We start from the raw sequence: 17,473 nt of genomic DNA on the forward strand, positions 1-17,473 counted from the left end.
ACGCAACGATTCCCCCATGTTCAGATTGAAGCGGTGAGCCGCTTCGGTTATCAGATCTCTGGCGCGCGCCAGCCTGTCTGGCTGCGGTCCGGGCGCTAGTGCTGCAGGGGCGGGCTCGCGTTGTTTCATTGCCGGATTGCAGAATGCCGCCATGCATCAAGAGACGTTCGTCATGCGAGCGCAAAGGACTGCTTGTGGCCGAACCCGGCCCGATGCACATCGTGCTGTTGCTGAGATCGGGTCAAGGTAGGTCTAATGGCTTTGATAATCATATAGCCGAACGACAGATAGCGTATGCCCCAACGCAGGTGAACGATGGCTCCTCGCTTTCTTCCGGTCCATGACATGCCAATGAGGGCGAGCATGAACGGCGCAGTCAGTGAGGGGCCGTCGCTTTCATGAATGCACCTAGCTGCTCTGCGTAGAACGTCGCGTTGACTAGCGTCGCGTGTCCTCGGGTTTCGGTGCTGGCTGGAATCAACAACAAGCGGGCGTGCTTCAATTGGTGAAGCGCCGTCTGCATCGTGCCGGTGTCCGGCGGGTTACGCTCGTCATCCGCGGAGTTAATGGCCAGTAAAGGCGCCTGAATTCGGGGCAATCCTGGTACGGGGTTGTAATCGGCGGCTGCAGCCCATTGATACATGACATCGTTGGCATCGCCTTTGGGCGCCGCCAGCATGTCGTCGACCATCTTGTCGGCTTTCGCACGCGTCGGACCCAACGTCTGGTAAGCAAGCGTGCCCCCGCTGGTTGCGATCGCAAACATCGTGCTGGCGAGGCGTAACGACGGGGGCTGCACCGTATAGTCGCCATGGTTCCATGCCGGATCCTGCCTGATCGACTCGACGAGCATGCGACGCATCATCCAGTTGCGCGCGGACATCTCGATAGGTTGGGACGCCATCGGAACGAGCGCATCCATCATGTCCGGATACTTTTCGCCCCAAAGCCAGGTCTGCATTCCTCCCAAGGAGTAACCGAGGACAAGGCGAAGATGACGAATGCCGAGTCCTTCCGTGACCATGCGATATTGGGCGGATACCATATCGTCGTAGTCATACTGAGGAAAATGCGCGCGTAGACCATCGGATGGCTTGGCGGATTTCCCAATGCCGATTCCTTCGGGCAGGATGATGAAGTACTTCGTCGCATCGAGCGGCTGCCCGCGTCCAAACAGCTTGCCGGCAAAGTTCGGCGTCAACATGCTCGCCGCGGGTTGGTTCGTGCCATGAAGGACGAGAACCGCCGGGTTAGCAGGGTCGCCAATGGTCAGGTAGTGAAGGCGAACAGCGTTCAGCGTATCGCCCGTATGGAACGTAAAGCTCGGTGCGATCCAGTCACCTTCACGCGGAGCGGGATAACTTTGGGCCGAGGCAAGAGAAGGGAGTAACGCAAAGAGAACGGAAAAACAGGTACTGCGAACAACGGTGAAAAAGCGCATCGATTAAACCTCGGTTTCGGATTGAACGCTCGGACTCATGCCATTCTAAGGAATTTTTTAATCGACCGCTTTGGCGAACATCGGCGCATGCGATCCCATTCATAACGACGGTTCGTCCATCGCCGCACGTTGCGACTGACTTGCGCTCCGAATCAAGGGTGACGGCAGCGATTGGCGTCCAGTCTCGTGTCCAGCCTGACCAGGCGACCTCGATGTACGCTGGTCCTCCAGGATTCGTCAGTTGACTTACGTTGAAACGCTTTTAACGATCGCGAGCGTGGTTAAGGACTAGGTGCGCGGAACTTTTGGCGATACTGCAAGGGAGACGTACCCAGTCGGCGTTGAAACGCCTTTCGCATGCGATCGGGGGTCATTGAACCCGGACGCATCGGCGATCCTTTTCAATGGGGTCCTTGTATTCTCAAGCTGTCACGGCGAAAGTCAGCGATCGTCTTGAAGTCCGGAGACAGCCGTCCCGTCAGCCACATCAACTCGACATTGCGCTGACATTCGCGTTCAAGACGCCGGCTGGAAGGTATTCGATTCAAGTATCCGTAGATATAGATCTTGAGCAGTACGCCTGGGTAGGCCGGGCGACCCGTGAGAGCCGGCGTAGTACCGTTGAATCCGAGTTCTGCAAGCTCCAGTTCGTCGACAAAAACATCAATGACTCTCACCGGATTATCCTGTCCAATGTAGTCATCGACGCATTCGGGAAGTAGTGCGACCTGTTTGCGGTCATTGCCTTCAACGAATCGCTTCATGAGTCACCCGGTCTCAACGCGTTGATTCAGTTTAGGCGATCAATGTGTTTTCACACAGGCTGGGTCGACTGCACACAAACGCATTGAGCAGCCAGCCGGCCACTCAATGCACTCACCGGCGCGCTCACCTGCGGAACTCGCTTCCAACATTTCCGTAGGCCCGTCGACCAGCGAAGAGCCGAACCAGCCTGAGGCACTAACAGCGCACCTCAAGCAAGCGCCACGACAGCAATCTCGACAAGCAACTCGGGCGCGGCCAATTTCGCCTGCACTGTCGCGCGTGTTGGTGCGCAGCCTTGTGGAACCCATGCGTCCCATACTTCGTTCATACCGGCGAAATCGCGGCTAATGTCCGAAAGCCAGACCTGCGCGGAAACCAGACGCGTCCTGTCGATGCCAGCTTTCTCCAGAAAACCGTCGATCTTCTCCAGTACTTTCGCGGTCTGAACCTTCACGTCGGGTGCGTGATCGGCCGACGTCTGGCCGCCAACGAACACGAGCCCACCGGCTTTGACGACGCGGCTCATACGCTGATTGGTTTCGATACGAACGATATCGGTCATGAACATCTCTCCAGTGAAGTCGAACGAAACCGTCGCGCGCCGACTCAACGCGCGTGACGGAGAAAAAAAAGAAAGCGATTAGTGCGCGACCAGTTGCGCAGTGCGTGAAAACGACGAGTCGCGGCCGAAGCGATCTATAGCGAACGCATCGAGCGGGATCGATGGCGCGCCGTCGAGTATCAGTTCGGACACGAGCTTGCCGCAGCCCGGCCCCAACTGAAAGCCACTGCCGCAATAGCCAAACGAGTAATACAGATTCGACGCCTTGCGGCTCGCGGAGATCACCGGCAATTCATCCTCGGTGAAGGCTTCGACGCCGGCCCACGCGCGATTTACACCGAGATTGCGCAGGTGCGGAAACAGATCGGTCACGGTTCGCGCGCTGCGCACGAGGCGGACGAAATCCACTTCGCCGTGACGATTCGCGAGGTCCGCGATACCGATCAGTTTGCCGCCGATCACCACCGTGCCGTTGTCGAATTGCTTGAACGACAGCGGCCTGCCCGTTGCGCCAAGCGTCGCGCGACAGAAGGGCGCGACACGATGCGTGACCATCAGCATCAAACCTTCGGGGTGCACCGGAACCGGTTCACCCACCTGCTTCGTGAGTTCGCCGGACCACGCGCCCGCGGTGACCAACAGGTTTTCCGCGCTGAATGTGCCACGCGATGTCACCGCAAACCACCGCGTGCCGCGCTGTTCGATGCGGCGCACCGGCGTGCCTTCCAGAAAGCGCGCGCCCAGTCTTTGCGCGGCGAGCCGGAAGGCGGTCGTTGTCCGATAGGGCAGTGCGAAGCCGTCGCGCTCCACCCAGATGCCGCCCGTCACGTGCCGCGCGAGCGCTGGCTCGAGTTCCAGTATGGACTCGCGGTCGATCACTTTCTCGTGCGTGTATCCATGCGATTCGAGCAACGCGACGCGCTGGCGGCACGCTTCGAGTTCGTCATCGGTTTCGGCAATTTTCAGCTGGCCGGACGGGGCGAAGCCCACATCCTCGCAGAGCAGATCACTCATACGATGCCAGATTTCGCGCGACATCAACGCGAGCGGAATCTCGGGCAACGGGCGGCCCAGCGTGCGCACGCCGCCCGCGTTCACGCCCGACGAATGACGCGCGACGTAGTCGGCTTCGAGCACGATCACCTTCGCGCCACGCCGCGCCATGTGGAACGCGCTGCTGGTGCCGTGCAGTCCACCGCCCACTACAAGGACATCGGCTTCGTGAAGGTTGGTGGTGTCATTCACCGGCGAGTTCTCCGAGCGTGAGCGGCTTGATCGGCGGACGGATGCGGTAATAGCCCACTTCGGCGGGCGAGACGCGGCGCGCCTGGGCGATCACTTCCGTCACCGTGAGACCGCACATGCGGCCCTGGCACGGTCCCATTCCGCAGCGTCCGAAAGACTTCGCCTGATTCGGTCCCACACAGCCCAGCTCGACGAACTTGCGCAACTCGCCCGCGGTGACCTCCTCGCAACGGCACACAATGGTCTCGTCGCGCGGAATGCGGTTGATGTCGCGCGGACGATAGAGGCTGTCCAGAAACGGCCGGATGCGCATGACGTCGGCGAGCGCGCGGCGATGCTGAGTGGCCTCGGTATCGCGAAGCGAGGCGGTGATGGCGTCCAGTTGCGCGGAGGCCGCGAGCCCCGCGAGCGACCCCTGCAACGCCGCGGCCTGCGCGCCGCCGATCCCCGCGCCATCGCCCGCCACGAAGATGCCCGGCACGTCGAGTTCGCCCCACGCATCGACTTGCGGCGTAAAGCAGAGTTGCCCGTTGTCCCAGTGGTGCGTGGCGCGCAGCGCCTGCGTGAATTGCGTGTTCGGCACGACGCCCTGGTGCAGCAAGATCACGTCGGCTTCAATGCGATGCGCCGTGCCTTGGGTCGTGAAGTGAAGCGCGGCGGCACGCTCGACGTGATCCGTGCCGATGCGCCCTTCCACACGCAGATCGTCCGCCGCCTCGAAGATCGGCACGCCGGCTTCGCGCAGCGTGCGGATCAGTTGCAAGCCTTTGGAGAGGAACGGCCACGCGCGCAGCGCCGCAAACACATGACGCTTGGCACGCCAGCGATCTTCATGACGCGTGGTGTCGACCAGCGCGCGAATCGGCACGCCGGCGCGCACGTATTGCCAGCCCAGCAGATAGAGCAGGGGGCCGCAGCCCGCCAGCACGGGCGGCGCGGCGGGCACTTCGCCCGCGCTTTTCAGGAGAATCTGCGCCGCCCCCGCGGTCAGCACGCCGGGCAGCGTCCAGCCGGGAATCGGAAAGGGCCGCTCCAACGCGCCGCTCGCGAGGATCACGCGCTGTGCGTCGAAGCTGCCAATCTTGCCGTCCTTCAGATAGTTGACGCCGCGCTCGCGCGTGACTTGCCACACGCTCGCGTTGGTCACGTGGCGCGCGCCGGAAGCGGCGAACGCGTCGGCAGCGGCGGCACCCGCTGCGTAGTCCGGACCGAGAATTTCCTTTCGACGCGCGTCGGCGCGGCCAATGCCGCGATAGATCTGGCCGCCCACGGCGTCCTGTTCGTCGATCAATACGGTTTTGAGGCCTGCGCGCGCGGTGCGCATCGCCGCGTTCATGCCTGCGGGACCGGCGCCAACCACAACGACGTCGACAGTTTCAGAACCGAAATCAGCGGCCATGTATGTTCTCCAGCGGTGCGTCAGTCACGGGCGGCAGGTCGCGCGCGCCTTCCTGCGAGCGAATCCGCATGCCGGCCTTCACTTCCACCATGCAGCTCTGGCGGCTCGGCACGCCGTCTATTTCGACGAGGCATTCGAAGCACGCGCCCATCATGCAGTAGGGCGCGCGCGGTGCGCCGGACACGGGCGTCGCACGAAAGCGCGAGACGCCCGACGCGAGCAGGGCGGCCGCGACGGACCGGCCGCCGGGCACGGTGAGCGGCTGATCGTTGAACCAGATGTCGACGTTCGTGGCGGCTGCGCCTTGCGCGCCCGCGAGCGGCTTGAACAGGGTGTGGGTCGATTGCGAAGTCATATCGATGGTCAGTGAACGGGAGTCAGTTCTCGGGCGTGCTCGAAGCGGCGCGCGGAAAAATTGGGCAGTTCCTCTGGCATCGGTGTGCCCATGATCCACGGCGCCACGCGCAAAGCGTGCGCCGCCGCGAGCGTCACGCCGCTATGACACGTCACGACGAACGCGCCGGGATGCTTTACGGACTGGTCGTAGATCGGGAAGCCGTCGGGGCTGTAGACGCGCAATGCGGCCCACATGCGCACGAGCCGCACGTGCTGCAACAGCGGGAATGCGCGCACGCCGCGTCGGGCGATGTCGGCCAGCACGTGCGTGGTGGTGAAGTCGTTGAAGCCGACTTCCTCCATCGAATCGCCGAACTGCACGGTGCCCTCGTCGGTCTGTCGCACGTTGAGCGTTGGATAGTCGAGAAACTGCGTCACGCGCTCGCTCACCAGCACCTGTCCCCGATTGGGCGCGACCGGCGCATTCAGTCCGACGAATGGCGCGAGCGCGCGATTGCCGAGGCCAGCGGCGAGAACCACTCGCGCCGCGCGATACGTGCCGCGTGTGCCATGCACGATGAAGCCATTGCCTTGCGGTTCGATGCGCTCCGCGCGTTCACCTGAGACGAGCCGCACGCCACGTGCCTGCATCGCGGTGTGCAGTCCGCGCAGGAGCTTGAGCGGATTCACGTGACCGTCCATCGGCGTATAACTCGCGCCAATCACATCGGGGCCGATCTGCGGAATGCGCGCGCGGACTTCGGCGGCATCGAGCATCTGATACGGGTAATCGCCGAGTTCGTCTTGCAGCGTGGAGAGGCGTTTCTCGCGTTCGGCGAGTTCGTCGTCGTTGAAGCAGAAGTGGAAGCCGCCTGGCTGACGCAACGCGACATCCACGCCGGTTTCCTTGAGCAGCGCTTCGGCGAGCAGGGACCAGCGCGTGGCCGAACTGCGCGACCAGCGCGCGTAGGGCGACAGGCCGTAGCCCTTGCCCTGAATCCAGACGAGGCCGAAGTTGCCGCGCGAGGCGCGCAAGCCGCCGTCGTCCTCGTCGAGCACGGTCACGCGCGCGCCTTCGCGGGCGAGTCCGTAGGCCACGGCGGAACCGACGAGTCCGCCGCCGAGCACGAGCACGTCGGGGCGGACGCTGCTTGTCGATGTCATCGGGCTTCTCCGATCAGAATGCGATCGAGTCCAACCATACGATCGAGCAGGATCATCAGGAGGACAGTGCCGACGATCAACACCGCCGACACCGAAGCGACCAGCGGATCGATCGTCTGCGCGATCTGGTTGTACATGGCGACGGGCAGCGTGGTGGTGCCGGGCGTCGCAACGAAGATGGTCATCGTGAGTTCGTCGAAACTCTGGATGAACGAGAGCACCCAGCCGCCCGCCACGCCGGTGCGGATCATCGGCAGCACCACGCGGCGAAACGCGGTGAACCGGCTGGCGCCACACGAGAGCGCGGCGCGCTCCGCATCGCGATCCAGTCCGACAGCGGACGACAACGCGAGCCGCAACGCGTACGGCAGCACGATGATCACGTGCGCGCAAACCAGCGACCAGAACGATCCCGACAGATGCAGCAGCGACAGAAAGCGCAGGAACGCGATGCCGAGCACGACGGCGGGAATCATCATCGGTGAGAGGAAGAAGCTCGTGAGCGCGGCGCGGCCGGGAAAGCGATACCGCGCAATGGCGAGCGCGGCGGGCACTGCGAGAACCACGCCGATGGTCGCCGAAGCGAACGCGAGCCGCACCGAGAGCCAGAATGCCGAGACGATGTCGTCGTTCTCCAGGATCGCGCGGAACCAGCGTAGCGACGCGCCATCGAAAGGCATCGAGATATAGCCTTTATCGGTGAAGGCCACGAGCATTACCGCCGCGAGCGGCGCGATGATGAAGGTGAGAAAGAACGCGTTGTACACGAGCCCGAGAATGCCGTTCTGTTTCATGTTCGCTCCCCCTCGCTCAGTCGAAGATATGCCGGAAACGGCGTTCTGCGAGACGGCTGCAGCCCATCACGATCGCCACGTTGGCGATCAGCAGCAGCACGGCGATGCTCGCGCCGAGCGGCCAGTTGAGCGTGCCGAGGAATTCGTCGTAAGCGGCGGTGGCGACCACTTTCAATCGACGTCCGCCGATCAGCGCTGGCGTCGCGAAAGCCGAAGCCGAGAGCGCAAACACGATGATCGAGCCCGACAGCACGCCCGGCATGATCTGCGGCAGCACCACGCGGCGGAACACCGCGAATGGCGAGCCGCCGAGCGAGCGGCCGGCCCATTCCACTTGGGGATCGAGCTTCTGCATGGTCGCCCACACCGACATCACCATGAACGGCACTAGCACGTGAGTGAGCGCGATGATCATGCCCGTCATCGTGAAGACGAGACGGATCGGTTCGCTCGTGATATGCAGCGACTGAAGCAGATTGTTCAGCACGCCGTTATTGCCGAGCAGGACTTGCCAGCCGAGCGTGCGCACCACCACGGAAATCAACAGCGGGCCAAGCACGATCAACAGACACAACGACTGCCATGGACGCTTCATGCGCGCGAGCACGATGGTCTCCGGCACGCCGAGCACGATCGAAAGCAGCGTGACGGCGAACGCGAGACCGGCAGTGCGCAGGAAGATCGTGCCGTAGTAGGGATCGCTGACCACTTCCCAGTAGTTCGTGAGCGTATAGGCGGAGGTGACGCCGGCCGTGTCGCTGAACACGCGGAACGACAGCATCAGCGTGAGCAGCAGCGGCACCAGCAGCAGGCCGACGAACAGCAGCAGGGCGGGCCCCGACAGCAGCCACGGCGCCGCGCCGGGGCGGCCGTCTTCAAGCGTGGCCATGAGCGCTCTCCCGATGGTCTTGCGTGAGTACGCGCAGGTCGTCGTCGGTCCATGCGAGACCCACTTCGTGACCTTCCTCGGGCGGCGGCGCGCCGAGGTTCGGCTGCGCCACGCGCAGCTTGCCGAGTTCAGTCTCCACTTCCAGCAGCCACTGATTGCCGACGAAGACCCGCGTCGCGATACGGCCGCGCACACGGGCGTCGCCATTCGCCAGATGAACCTTTTCCGGGCGGATATAGACGTTCACCGATCCATCCACCTGACGGCCCTCGTGCGGAACATGCAGCGTGGTGCCGGCCACCGCGACTTCCGCGCAACGCGGATTGCGGCGCAGCACTTCGCCGGGAAACGCGTTGGTGCGGCCGAGGAAGGTGGAGGCGAACGGCGTGGCGGGCCGTTCGTACGCGTCGTAGGGCGTGCTCAGTTGCGCAATCGCGCCGCGATGCATCACGGCAATGCGATCGCTCATGGTCATCGCCTCCACCTGATCGTGCGTGACGAGAATCGTCGTGATGCCGAGGCGCTTCTGGATGGCGCGCAGTTCGATGTGCATTTCCTCGCGCAGCTTCGCGTCGAGGTTCGACATCGGTTCGTCGAGCAACAGGAGTTCGGGCTGCATCGCGATGGCCCGCGCTATCGCGACGCGCTGCCGCTGACCGCCAGACAGTTCCTTCGGATAGCGGTGGCCAAGGCCATTGAGGCGCACGAGCGAGAGCGCTTCGGCCACGCGCTCGTCGCGCTCCTTGCGCTTCACCTTGCGCATCTCCAGCCCGAAGCCGACGTTGCCGGCGACTGTCATGTGAGGAAACAGCGCGTAGCTTTGAAACACCACGCCAACGCCACGCTTTTCCGGGCGTTCCTGGGTGATGTCGCGGCCATCGAGCAGAATCCGGCCCGTGGTCGGTGTGACGAAGCCCGCGACCATCTGCAGGGTGGTCGTCTTGCCGCATCCGGACGGGCCGAGCAGCGCGAGCAGTTCCCCACGTTCGACGGCCAGATCGAGCTGCTCGATGGCGGTGAAATCGCCGTAGCGCTTCGAAATGCCTTGCAGAGTCAAAAAGGCCATACGCCTCGCTCCTTCATCAGATCGCGCGCCGCGCGAAGAACTTGGCAGTCACAGACGGCTGTGACGTACATCAGCGTTCGACCGAACGGTTCCAGCGCTCCGTCCACTCGGTGCGATGCTGGTTGATCGTGGCCCAGTCCATTGCGGTCAGCTTCGAGACCTGCTCCGGGCCATAGGGCACGCGCGCGGCGATGTCAGGTGTGAGCTTCACCGTCTTGTTGACCGGACCGAGGCCGATGCCTTGCGCCTGCAACACCTGCACTTCCGGGCTCAACAGGTACTGCACGAACTGCTGCGACAACTGCGGCTGCGCGTTCTCCGCGACAACGCATGCCGCCACCTGCAACGCGACCGCGCCTTCCTTCGGGTAGATGAACTTGAGCGGAAAGCCGGTGTTCTGGAGCGCCACGGCGCGGCCGCTACCATAAGGCGCAAGGATCACGTCGCCGGCTTGCATCTGACCGTCCATCTCGCCGGGCGTCGGCGCCCAGGAGAGCACGTTCGGCGCGACTTCCTTCGTCATCGCGGCGAAGCCAGGATCGATATTCTTTTCGCCGCCGCCGGAGAGGCGCGCAAGCATCACGAGCGTATGCAGGCCGTAGGTGTTGGTGATCGGCGGCACGCCCAGCTTGCCCTTGAGGTGGCTGTCGGTGAGCGCCTTCCACGAGTCGGGCGGCGGCAGGCCGGCTTTCTTGAACGCCTCTTCGTTGTAGCCGATTCCGGTCGCCACCATGCCGACGCCGATCGAGGTCGGGCCGAGTTTGGCGAGCGGATAGACGTCTTTCATCACGGGCGCGTCGTCGAGCTTCGCGCACAGGTTGAGTTGCATCGCCTGATACATGGGGCCGTCGTCCATCACCGCCACGTTGATCTGCTGATGGCCTTTCTGCGCCTGGAGCTTGGCGAGCGTGTCGCTCGAATTCCCCGCCACGTAGACGATCTTGACGTTATGCGCCTTTTCAAACCGCGGAATGATCTTTTGCCGGTAGACCAGTTCGTTCGAGCCGCCGACGTTGGCCACGTAGAGCGTGGTCTCGGCCTGCGCGAAGAGCGGGGCGGCGAGGACGGAAGCGAAGCAAACGGCCGCGATGGCGGCGCGCGACGGGGCGGACAGACGGCGATGCAACGCTCTTCTCATGACGAGGATCTCCAGTTCCGGTGTGGGGAGGCGGGCTTGGTCGCCCGTCGTTAGAATGCAGTGTCGCGCTGCCTAATCATGTCGTCCAATACGAATAAAATACCTATCTATGCATGGGTGATATGGGTTAGGGGTGGTCGTCTAAGGGAGAATACGGATGAATCTCAAGCACATCGAGGCGTTTCGCGCGGTGATGGTGTCGGGGTCGATGACCGCCGCGGCCAAGGCGCTCTTCACGTCGCAGCCGAATGTGAGTCGGCTGATCGCCCAACTGGAGCGCGATACGGGCTTGCAGCTCTTTCAGCGCAGCGGCGTGCGGCTGATTCCGACCAGCGAGGGCGAGGCGTTCTTTCGCGAAGTCGAACGCGCATTCGTCGGCTTGCAGGGTTTGGCCAATGCCGCGGCGCAGATTCGCAATCTCGGCAGCGGCCGTTTGCGCATTGCCGCCATGCCATCGGCGGGCAACGCTGGTGCCGCACGCGATCAAGCGGTTTGTCGAGCTATTTCCGGAAGTCACCGTATCGCTGCATGTGAATACGTCTGGCACGGTCAATCATTGGACTGCTTCGCAGTTCTGCGATCTGGGTGTGGCGGTGTACGTCAGCGAGGCGTCGGATTGCGAGGTCGAGCAGTTGTCGAAGGTGGCTGCCGTTTGCGTGATGCCGGCGGAACATCGGCTGGCGGGAAAGCGCAGCATCAAGCCGGAGGATCTGGAGGGTGAGTCGTTCATCTCGCTGTGTCACGGCGATGGCACGCGCGCGCTGATGGACGAAGTGTTCCAGCGCGCCGGCGTGCAGCGCGTCCTGGCGATCGAGGCGCAATACACTGCGATGTGCTGCGAGATGGTTCGGCATGGGATGGGCGTGACGCTTGCGCATCCCATCGTCGCACGCGACTTCGCCGGACCTGATATCGCAATTCGCCCATTTCTACCGGCCACACTCTTTCCGACTTATCTGCTTTTTCCTCCGCACCGCCCACGAGAGCGGCTCGCGTCAGCTTTTGTCGAAGTGTTGCGGGGGCTGCACGAGGAATTGCTTGCAGAGGTCGTTGCGCCGGTTCGGAGTACGGCGGCCCGCGCACGAGCGCGCTCTCGGGCCGGGGCGTGACGGGAAACGTTTCGAATTGGCGGCGGCGTATTCTGGTCTTGTGGTGGGGGCCGTAGGGCAGGGATCGGCCAGTTGTGGACGTCGGCGAGCGCTATCGCATAGACATTCGAATGTCGCCTGCACAGACGTCGGTGTGGCGACCGGCCAGCGGCGGCTAAGTCGAATAGTCGCTTGATGAGGAACCGGAAGCCTGGTACCTCATCGATCGTGAACAGGAAAACGGTCGTAGTGCCCTCAGAAAGAATGCTCACGCTCACAACAACCCGTCGAGTTGAGGCGGAACGGTCGGTATCGGGGCAGCGCAGATAAAGTCACCGGAAGCGAATTCAAAGAGGCCCCTCGTTGGCGGGGCCTTGAGCTACGACATCACCGTGTTTCTGTTAGTACGTCACAGAAGCCCCACTGCCAGTAAAACTGTGCTGGGTAGGAGCGTCATTTGCATAGTCGGCAACGGCCTGGATGATGTTCACGATCTGTTGCGGCAACCTGCCGCCGCTGACGGCGGTCATTGCAGTACGATCCATCTCAACGGCTACGGGGAGGTCTTTGATTACCAGCGTGTTCATTTCGATTCTCCAAGAGTAAATTAGTCAGTCAGGAATGTCAGAGCCTGTTTTGAGGGTGTCGCCACTCCTCGATGAGGATCAAAGCAAAGTGCGCGCCAAACGGTGGCGCCGCGGTAAGCGATCACACAACTAGTTGAAAATATTGGATTTTTAATGGCGACCAGTGCGAATCGGTAGACAGACGTGCGCGCTGCGGCCGGTGGCTCGGATCCAACTCTCCGTCTGGCGGTGTGGGTTAGATCGCGACACATGCGGTCCGCCTACGTATCCCGTGTTTGTACGATGTCCTCGAGGCTTAGAATCCGATCGAAGCCTGACGACAATGAAGTCTGTCGCGGACAGTCTCGCTTTCCTGCTGGACTGCTATGGCCACCATGCTGCTGTGGCCTACGATGGCGAAACTGCGCTCAGGCTCCTTCGTACCGGCGCTTTTGAAATCACTTTCCTTGACGAGAACCTGCCCGACATAAAAGGCAGTGCTGTCGCATGGTCACTGAGGGAAACGCCGATTCGCTCCGCGGCTTTCCTCGTTTCAATGACGGGACACGCTGTCAGTCAGGGAGACACTGCCCGGCTCTTCGATGTCTATTTGCAGAAGCCGTTCTCCTGCGAGGCACTCATGCAGGTCACGGGTCGCTTGCACACGCGCCGGCAGCGAGGCTGAAGCCGGGTAACGGATCTCGGCCAAGCAAATGATCGGCAAGCCGAAGCTGGGCGATAGCTCGCATACAATGCGCGACCTGTCACGCGTCAAAAGCGATATGACACGCCGATTTGCACCACCGGATACCAGCGGTACGGCGAAACCTTGGACCTCAGTTCATTCAGCCCCTCGCTCGCGATTTGTTGACTCATCGCTGGACCGGTCCTCTGAATCAGAGTCGGCGAGAGTGTGTAGGAAACCTCGGGGATGCCATAGGCGACCCCCACGTCTGCGATAAACCCGAAGCCTTTCGCCTGCGGATGATGCCCGTAGCCAATGCCAAAGTAAGGCATCACGCGCGGGTAGCGGGCTTCGGCGACGGCGTATTCTCCGGGAAGTGCCGGATACTGCTTCCCGTAGAACACATAAGTGCCATTGGTCGGAACCGAAGTCCCCGTCAGATGATCGTCGTTGAAGTGCACGCCGGCCGTTATGCGAAAACCGGTGGCGTGAAGCGGAAACAGGTCGAGATACAAGCCGCCTTGACGAAGATCCAGATCATCCTTGTATCTGATTCCTGAGATGGTGAAATCGTGATGCAAGCTGATCGCATTGAAGTCCGCACGCAGACCCATCATCTGCGTGACAGCGATCGCTCCGCCTATGCCCGGCCCCTGTGTGCCAGCCTGGACGAATATCTCCTGGGCGTCAACGTTCGTCGTAAGCACCCAAAGGGTGGCCGACAGTCTGCACCAACGGTTACACACCTTCGGTTTATCCATGTCCTCGTCTCCGTGACGAAAGCGATAGCCGTAGGCACGCACGAGCGTCGCCGTGGCCGCGTCTGATTAGGAAGCAAACTTGGGCAATCGTGTAATGCATCTATTGGGGGCTGCGTTCGAGAAACGAAAGGCTCAAGCTTTACGTGATCGCCGCTGTGAAAGTGGCGTGTTCCGGTTTATCAGCGATGCTGCTTATCAGTTGAATCGGCCCAAGGTAAGACCTGTGTCCGGCACGTGACATGGCTCTGATAGAACCCGGTGCTAAAGGCCTGACGCCGGCAGCGTTCGCGGGCAACCGGCCGCCGTATATTCGATCGATCTGGACTGAGCGGTCTTCACCAAACGTTTGCGTCAGCGTTCGAGCAGCTAACGCGAATTCATGAAACGCATCGTGAGCGTGAGCGTGAGTGTGGTCATCGCACGTGTCCCGTGACTGCGGCGCACGCGCTCGTATGAGCGATCGCCGACCCGCAGCCAATCGACGCGTCTGCCACGACGGTTATCTGCCAGACGAAAGCCATACCCGCCTGTCAGGATGCGACTTCGAGGCTTCTATTGTGTTTGTCATCAATGCCCTGGCGAGGCGCTCCGCAGAATCGTTCCCTGGCAGATCAAGGAGCACTCCCAGTCGTTGCAGGCCCGACGCCGGTATTTCCGGACGCTCCGGCTGGCTTTCTATCGGTGCGATCCAGGATTCCCGACGCGTGAGTCGGGGGCGAACGCCCAAAGCGTTCAGGATGTTTTCCCGCTGTGCGGCCCCGGTCTTTGTAGTGTCCACATTCGTCTCCCTCTAAGTTCTGAAGCACTGAATGTCTGTCGTCTACCCCGCGTGGAGCGGTCGCCCCGTTTTTGGGAAAACGTTTGCCTTCTCAGGTTCGACAGGGCTTTATGTTCGCGTCTAACCTGAAGCTAATTACGGCAGGGTCCTGTTATTGTTTCATAGGGAGAATTACTTAGTCCCACAACGCTTCGGTTCTGTTGACGTGATCCGGTCCGCTATGATGAGCGGAACGATATAAACGGCGGAGGGTATTGTCAACTTCCTAATCGGCGGACGATCGAGCTCGCAGTACATCAGGATTGCTAAGGTCTTAATAACCCGCTTTTCTAGCGGTAGCCTTCGACCTCTATCACAATGTCAGCGGCGAGAACGTGTGACGCGCCTGCTTTTTTTCGCCGAACAATTCTACGACCTCGCAATATAAGCAGTACTTTGCATATTGATCCCGCTCGCCGCTCTATCCTTGCCGTGACAAAACCAAAGCGATTGCTGCCTCTCCAGAAGCCCAGTCGTTAATTTTCGGGTTAAGGGTGAAGTTAAGCGACGTTAACCCGAGTGGCATTTTGAATGGCAATACTCTGTCCTGTCGTATGCGACGGCGTGCGCGTCGTCGCAGCAAGCCGGCGAGGTGGAACTGCCGTTTGGCGGTTTCAATCGCTCCGGGTACGCGAGAAAGGTGCGCAGGGACTTCGCGGCTTTGCGCAGATCAAGACTAGTGTCGTCGCTCTGTAAGCGCGTTCAACTCATTCCAAAGTCGGATTTATGTCAAGCATAGAAACAGAATTGTCGAATCCGGGTGAGCCGGGCGACACCAGCAGGCAGCGCACTGAAACCGGGCCGGGTGGCTCAATCGAGTATCTGTCTACGCCCGCGTTGCTACTCGACGAGAGCCGCATGATGCGCAACATCGCGCGGCTACGAGGGCGCCTTGCCGGACTTGGCGTCACGCTGCGTCCACACCTGAAGACGCCCAAGTCGATCGAAGTCGCGCGCCGCGTAATGGACTGTCCAGCGGGTCCGGCGACCGTATCGACGCTGCGAGAAGCGGAACAATTCGCCGCCGGCGGCGTGCGCGACATCCTGTACGGCGTCGGCGTCGTGCCCAGCAAGCTTGAACGCGTGACTGCGCTGCGCCGGCAGGGCGTCGAATTGTCGCTCGTGGTGGACAACCTCGACGCCGCACGTGCGGTGGCCGCGCATGCGCGCCGTACGAACGATACGATTCCAACGTTGATCGAGATCGACTCGGACGGTCATCGCGCCGGCGTGCGACTCGACGATACCGCCAATCTTCTTGCGATCGGCCGGGCGTTGCATGCAGGCGGCGCGGAGTTGCGAGGCGTCATGACGCATGCGGGTGAATCGTACGCCTGCAGGAGCGTCGACGAGATCGAAGTGGTTGCCGAACGCGAACGCGCGGCCGCGGTCGGTTGCGCGGCGGTACTCCGCGATGCGGGGCTGCCCGTCCCCGTGGTCAGTGTGGGCTCGACACCGACCGCGCATTTTGCGCGTGACCTGACGGGTGTCACGGAGGTACGCGCAGGTGTGTTTGTGTTCTTCGATCTCGTGATGGCGGGTCTTGACGTGTGCACCGTCGACGACATTGCGCTTAGCGTGCTTGCGACCGTCATCGGTCACCAGCCCGACAAGGGATGGATTCTCGTCGACGCGGGCTGGATGGCGATGTCGCGGGATCGCGGTACGGCATCGCAGCGAATCGATCAGGGCTACGGGGTCGTGTGCAGCGTCGACGGCGTGCCCTACCCGGACCTGCTGATGGTTCAGGCCAATCAGGAGCAAGGGATTATCGCGGTGCGACCCGGCGGTACGGCCTCGCTGCCTCAACTGCCAATTGGTTCGCTGGTGCGCATCCTGCCCAATCACGCGTGTCCGACCGCCGCCCAGCACGACCACTACGAGTTGATCCGCACAGGCTCAAGGGAGATCACGGCGCAATGGCCGCGATTTCGAGGGTGGTGAATTCGAGCGACGAATCAGTACGGCTGCCTTCTTTTGCGTTGCAACGAACGCGTCCGGAAAGCACGGCAGCCACTCGCATTCCGGCGAACGGCCGGCCGCGAGGGGGGAGCGGCCATGGTGAGCTTCCTCATGAATTGCGGCAATACTGTTTTGCGGAAATCTTCTTGCTGCCGGTAGTGTCGGGCACTTGGCCCGCGATGACGACGACGGCTGGGCAGGAATCGCTCAATTGAGACGTGAGAAAGAAATGGCGATCAAAAAAACCACGGACTAAGATCGTCTGATCGCTGCGCCAACGCTTAAGGCAATGATCTCAACCGAGGACCTGCACTTTTTCATCGCACTCACGAGCGCTGTCTCGCTGGCGGATGCCGCACGCAAGCTCGACGTCACACCGCCCGCGGTTACGCAGCGACTTCGTCTTCTGGAAAACCGGCTGGGCATGCGGTTAATCGACCGGTCGGGCCGGCGCATGGTGCTCACCGACGAGGGCGAGCTGCTTGCGGTACACGCGCGCCGGATCTGCGATGACATCGGTAACCTGTCCGATACACTCGCGTCGCGACGCGGCACAGTGGCGGGGCATCTGCGTGTGATCGCTCCGCTCGGTTTCGGGCAGCGGTACGTCGCTCCGGCCATTGCTCAGTTTCGCAGCCTGTATCCTGAAGTGAGCGCAAGCCTTATGTTGTCCGATCGCCCCGCGCGCTTTTCGGACGACATGTGGGACCTGATGGTGCATATCGGCGAATTGCGCGATTCGTCGCTCGTCAGTCGGCGCCTTGCACCTAATCGCCGTATCCTGTGCGCCGCGCC

At 61.8% G+C, this 17,473-nt stretch carries 15 protein-coding genes and 2 pseudogenes; 4 read left to right on the forward strand and 13 right to left on the reverse strand.

The genetic code is table 11. The features are described 5' to 3' along the window. Positions 1-376: 376 nt before the first annotated feature. The 11 genes and pseudogenes from P0D89_RS44505 to P0D89_RS44555 form a co-directional block, all read right to left on the reverse strand. On the reverse strand, positions 377-1,441 hold the full coding sequence (locus P0D89_RS44505) for an alpha/beta fold hydrolase (protein ID WP_408367349.1): 1,065 nt from the start codon (positions 1,439-1,441) through the stop codon (positions 377-379). A gap of 425 nt (positions 1,442-1,866) precedes the next feature. Continuing rightward, positions 1,867-2,205 (reverse strand): annotated as a pseudogene (locus tag P0D89_RS44510) (transposase); the annotation flags it as partial. A 209-nt stretch (positions 2,206-2,414) separates the two neighbouring features. Then, positions 2,415-2,768, reverse strand: coding sequence for a RidA family protein (locus tag P0D89_RS44515; RefSeq protein ID WP_054041348.1), 354 nt, complete (start codon positions 2,766-2,768; stop codon positions 2,415-2,417). Positions 2,769-2,846: 78 nt separating this feature from the next. Then, a complete protein-coding gene (locus P0D89_RS44520) occupies positions 2,847-4,013 on the reverse strand; it encodes an NAD(P)/FAD-dependent oxidoreductase (protein ID WP_408367352.1) in 1,167 nt (388 codons plus the stop codon). Then, the gene (locus P0D89_RS44525) at positions 4,006-5,412 is read right to left on the reverse strand and encodes an FAD-dependent oxidoreductase (protein ID WP_408367354.1); all 1,407 of its coding nucleotides are present in this window, start codon (positions 5,410-5,412) and stop codon (positions 4,006-4,008) included. The genes P0D89_RS44520 and P0D89_RS44525 overlap by 8 nt, the downstream gene beginning before the upstream one ends. Further along, positions 5,402-5,767: a (2Fe-2S)-binding protein gene (locus P0D89_RS44530; RefSeq protein ID WP_408367356.1), complete on the reverse strand. Its 366-nt coding sequence runs from the start codon at positions 5,765-5,767 to the stop codon at positions 5,402-5,404. Before P0D89_RS44530 ends, P0D89_RS44525 begins: the two co-directional genes overlap by 11 nt. An 8-nt stretch (positions 5,768-5,775) precedes the next feature. After that, a complete protein-coding gene (locus P0D89_RS44535) occupies positions 5,776-6,912 on the reverse strand; it encodes an NAD(P)/FAD-dependent oxidoreductase (RefSeq protein ID WP_408367358.1) in 1,137 nt (378 codons plus the stop codon). Beyond that, positions 6,909-7,706 (reverse strand): ABC transporter permease, encoded by a 798-nt coding sequence (locus P0D89_RS44540; protein ID WP_256456612.1) that lies wholly within the window; start codon positions 7,704-7,706, stop codon positions 6,909-6,911. Before P0D89_RS44540 ends, P0D89_RS44535 begins: the two co-directional genes overlap by 4 nt. A 16-nt stretch (positions 7,707-7,722) precedes the next feature. After that, positions 7,723-8,595, reverse strand: a complete 873-nt coding sequence (locus P0D89_RS44545; RefSeq protein WP_408367361.1) for an ABC transporter permease — start codon at positions 8,593-8,595, stop codon at positions 7,723-7,725. Then, complete coding sequence (locus tag P0D89_RS44550) at positions 8,582-9,661, reverse strand: ABC transporter ATP-binding protein (RefSeq protein WP_408367363.1); 1,080 nt, start codon at positions 9,659-9,661, stop codon at positions 8,582-8,584. Before P0D89_RS44550 ends, P0D89_RS44545 begins: the two co-directional genes overlap by 14 nt. 70 nt (positions 9,662-9,731) lie before the next feature. Then, entirely contained in the window at positions 9,732-10,799 is a 1,068-nt protein-coding gene (locus tag P0D89_RS44555; RefSeq protein ID WP_408367365.1) for an ABC transporter substrate-binding protein, read from the reverse strand. Positions 10,800-10,956: 157 nt separating this feature from the next. Between P0D89_RS44555 and P0D89_RS44560 the strand changes: the two are divergent. Further along, positions 10,957-11,908, forward strand: a pseudogene (locus tag P0D89_RS44560) (LysR substrate-binding domain-containing protein). 380 nt (positions 11,909-12,288) lie between these two features. On the opposite strand, the gene P0D89_RS44565 reads toward P0D89_RS44560, so the two are convergent. Next, entirely contained in the window at positions 12,289-12,474 is a 186-nt protein-coding gene (locus P0D89_RS44565; RefSeq protein WP_408158041.1) for a hypothetical protein, read from the reverse strand. Positions 12,475-12,796: 322 nt separating this feature from the next. Between P0D89_RS44565 and P0D89_RS44570 the strand changes: the two genes are divergently transcribed. Continuing rightward, positions 12,797-13,138 carry a response regulator gene (locus P0D89_RS44570; RefSeq protein ID WP_408367368.1) on the forward strand — a complete coding sequence of 114 codons (342 nt, stop codon included), beginning with the start codon at positions 12,797-12,799 and terminating at the stop codon, positions 13,136-13,138. A gap of 86 nt (positions 13,139-13,224) precedes the next feature. Here P0D89_RS44570 and P0D89_RS44575 read toward each other — a convergent pair whose 3' ends face one another. Then, complete coding sequence (locus P0D89_RS44575; RefSeq protein ID WP_408378615.1) at positions 13,225-13,899, reverse strand: hypothetical protein; 675 nt, start codon at positions 13,897-13,899, stop codon at positions 13,225-13,227. A 1,675-nt stretch (positions 13,900-15,574) separates the two neighbouring features. Between P0D89_RS44575 and P0D89_RS44580 the strand changes: the two genes are divergently transcribed. Together P0D89_RS44580 and P0D89_RS44585 are read left to right on the forward strand one after the other, a co-directional pair. Further along, the gene (locus tag P0D89_RS44580) at positions 15,575-16,660 is read left to right on the forward strand and encodes an alanine racemase (protein ID WP_408367384.1); all 1,086 of its coding nucleotides are present in this window, start codon (positions 15,575-15,577) and stop codon (positions 16,658-16,660) included. Positions 16,661-16,967: 307 nt separating this feature from the next. Then, positions 16,968-17,473: LysR family transcriptional regulator (locus tag P0D89_RS44585; protein ID WP_408378617.1), on the forward strand; the 506-nt coding region annotated here is incomplete at its 3' end.

The sequence above is a fragment of the Paraburkholderia sp. RL18-085-BIA-A genome, assembly GCF_046027075.1.
Classification (GTDB): Bacteria; Pseudomonadota; Gammaproteobacteria; order Burkholderiales; family Burkholderiaceae; genus Paraburkholderia.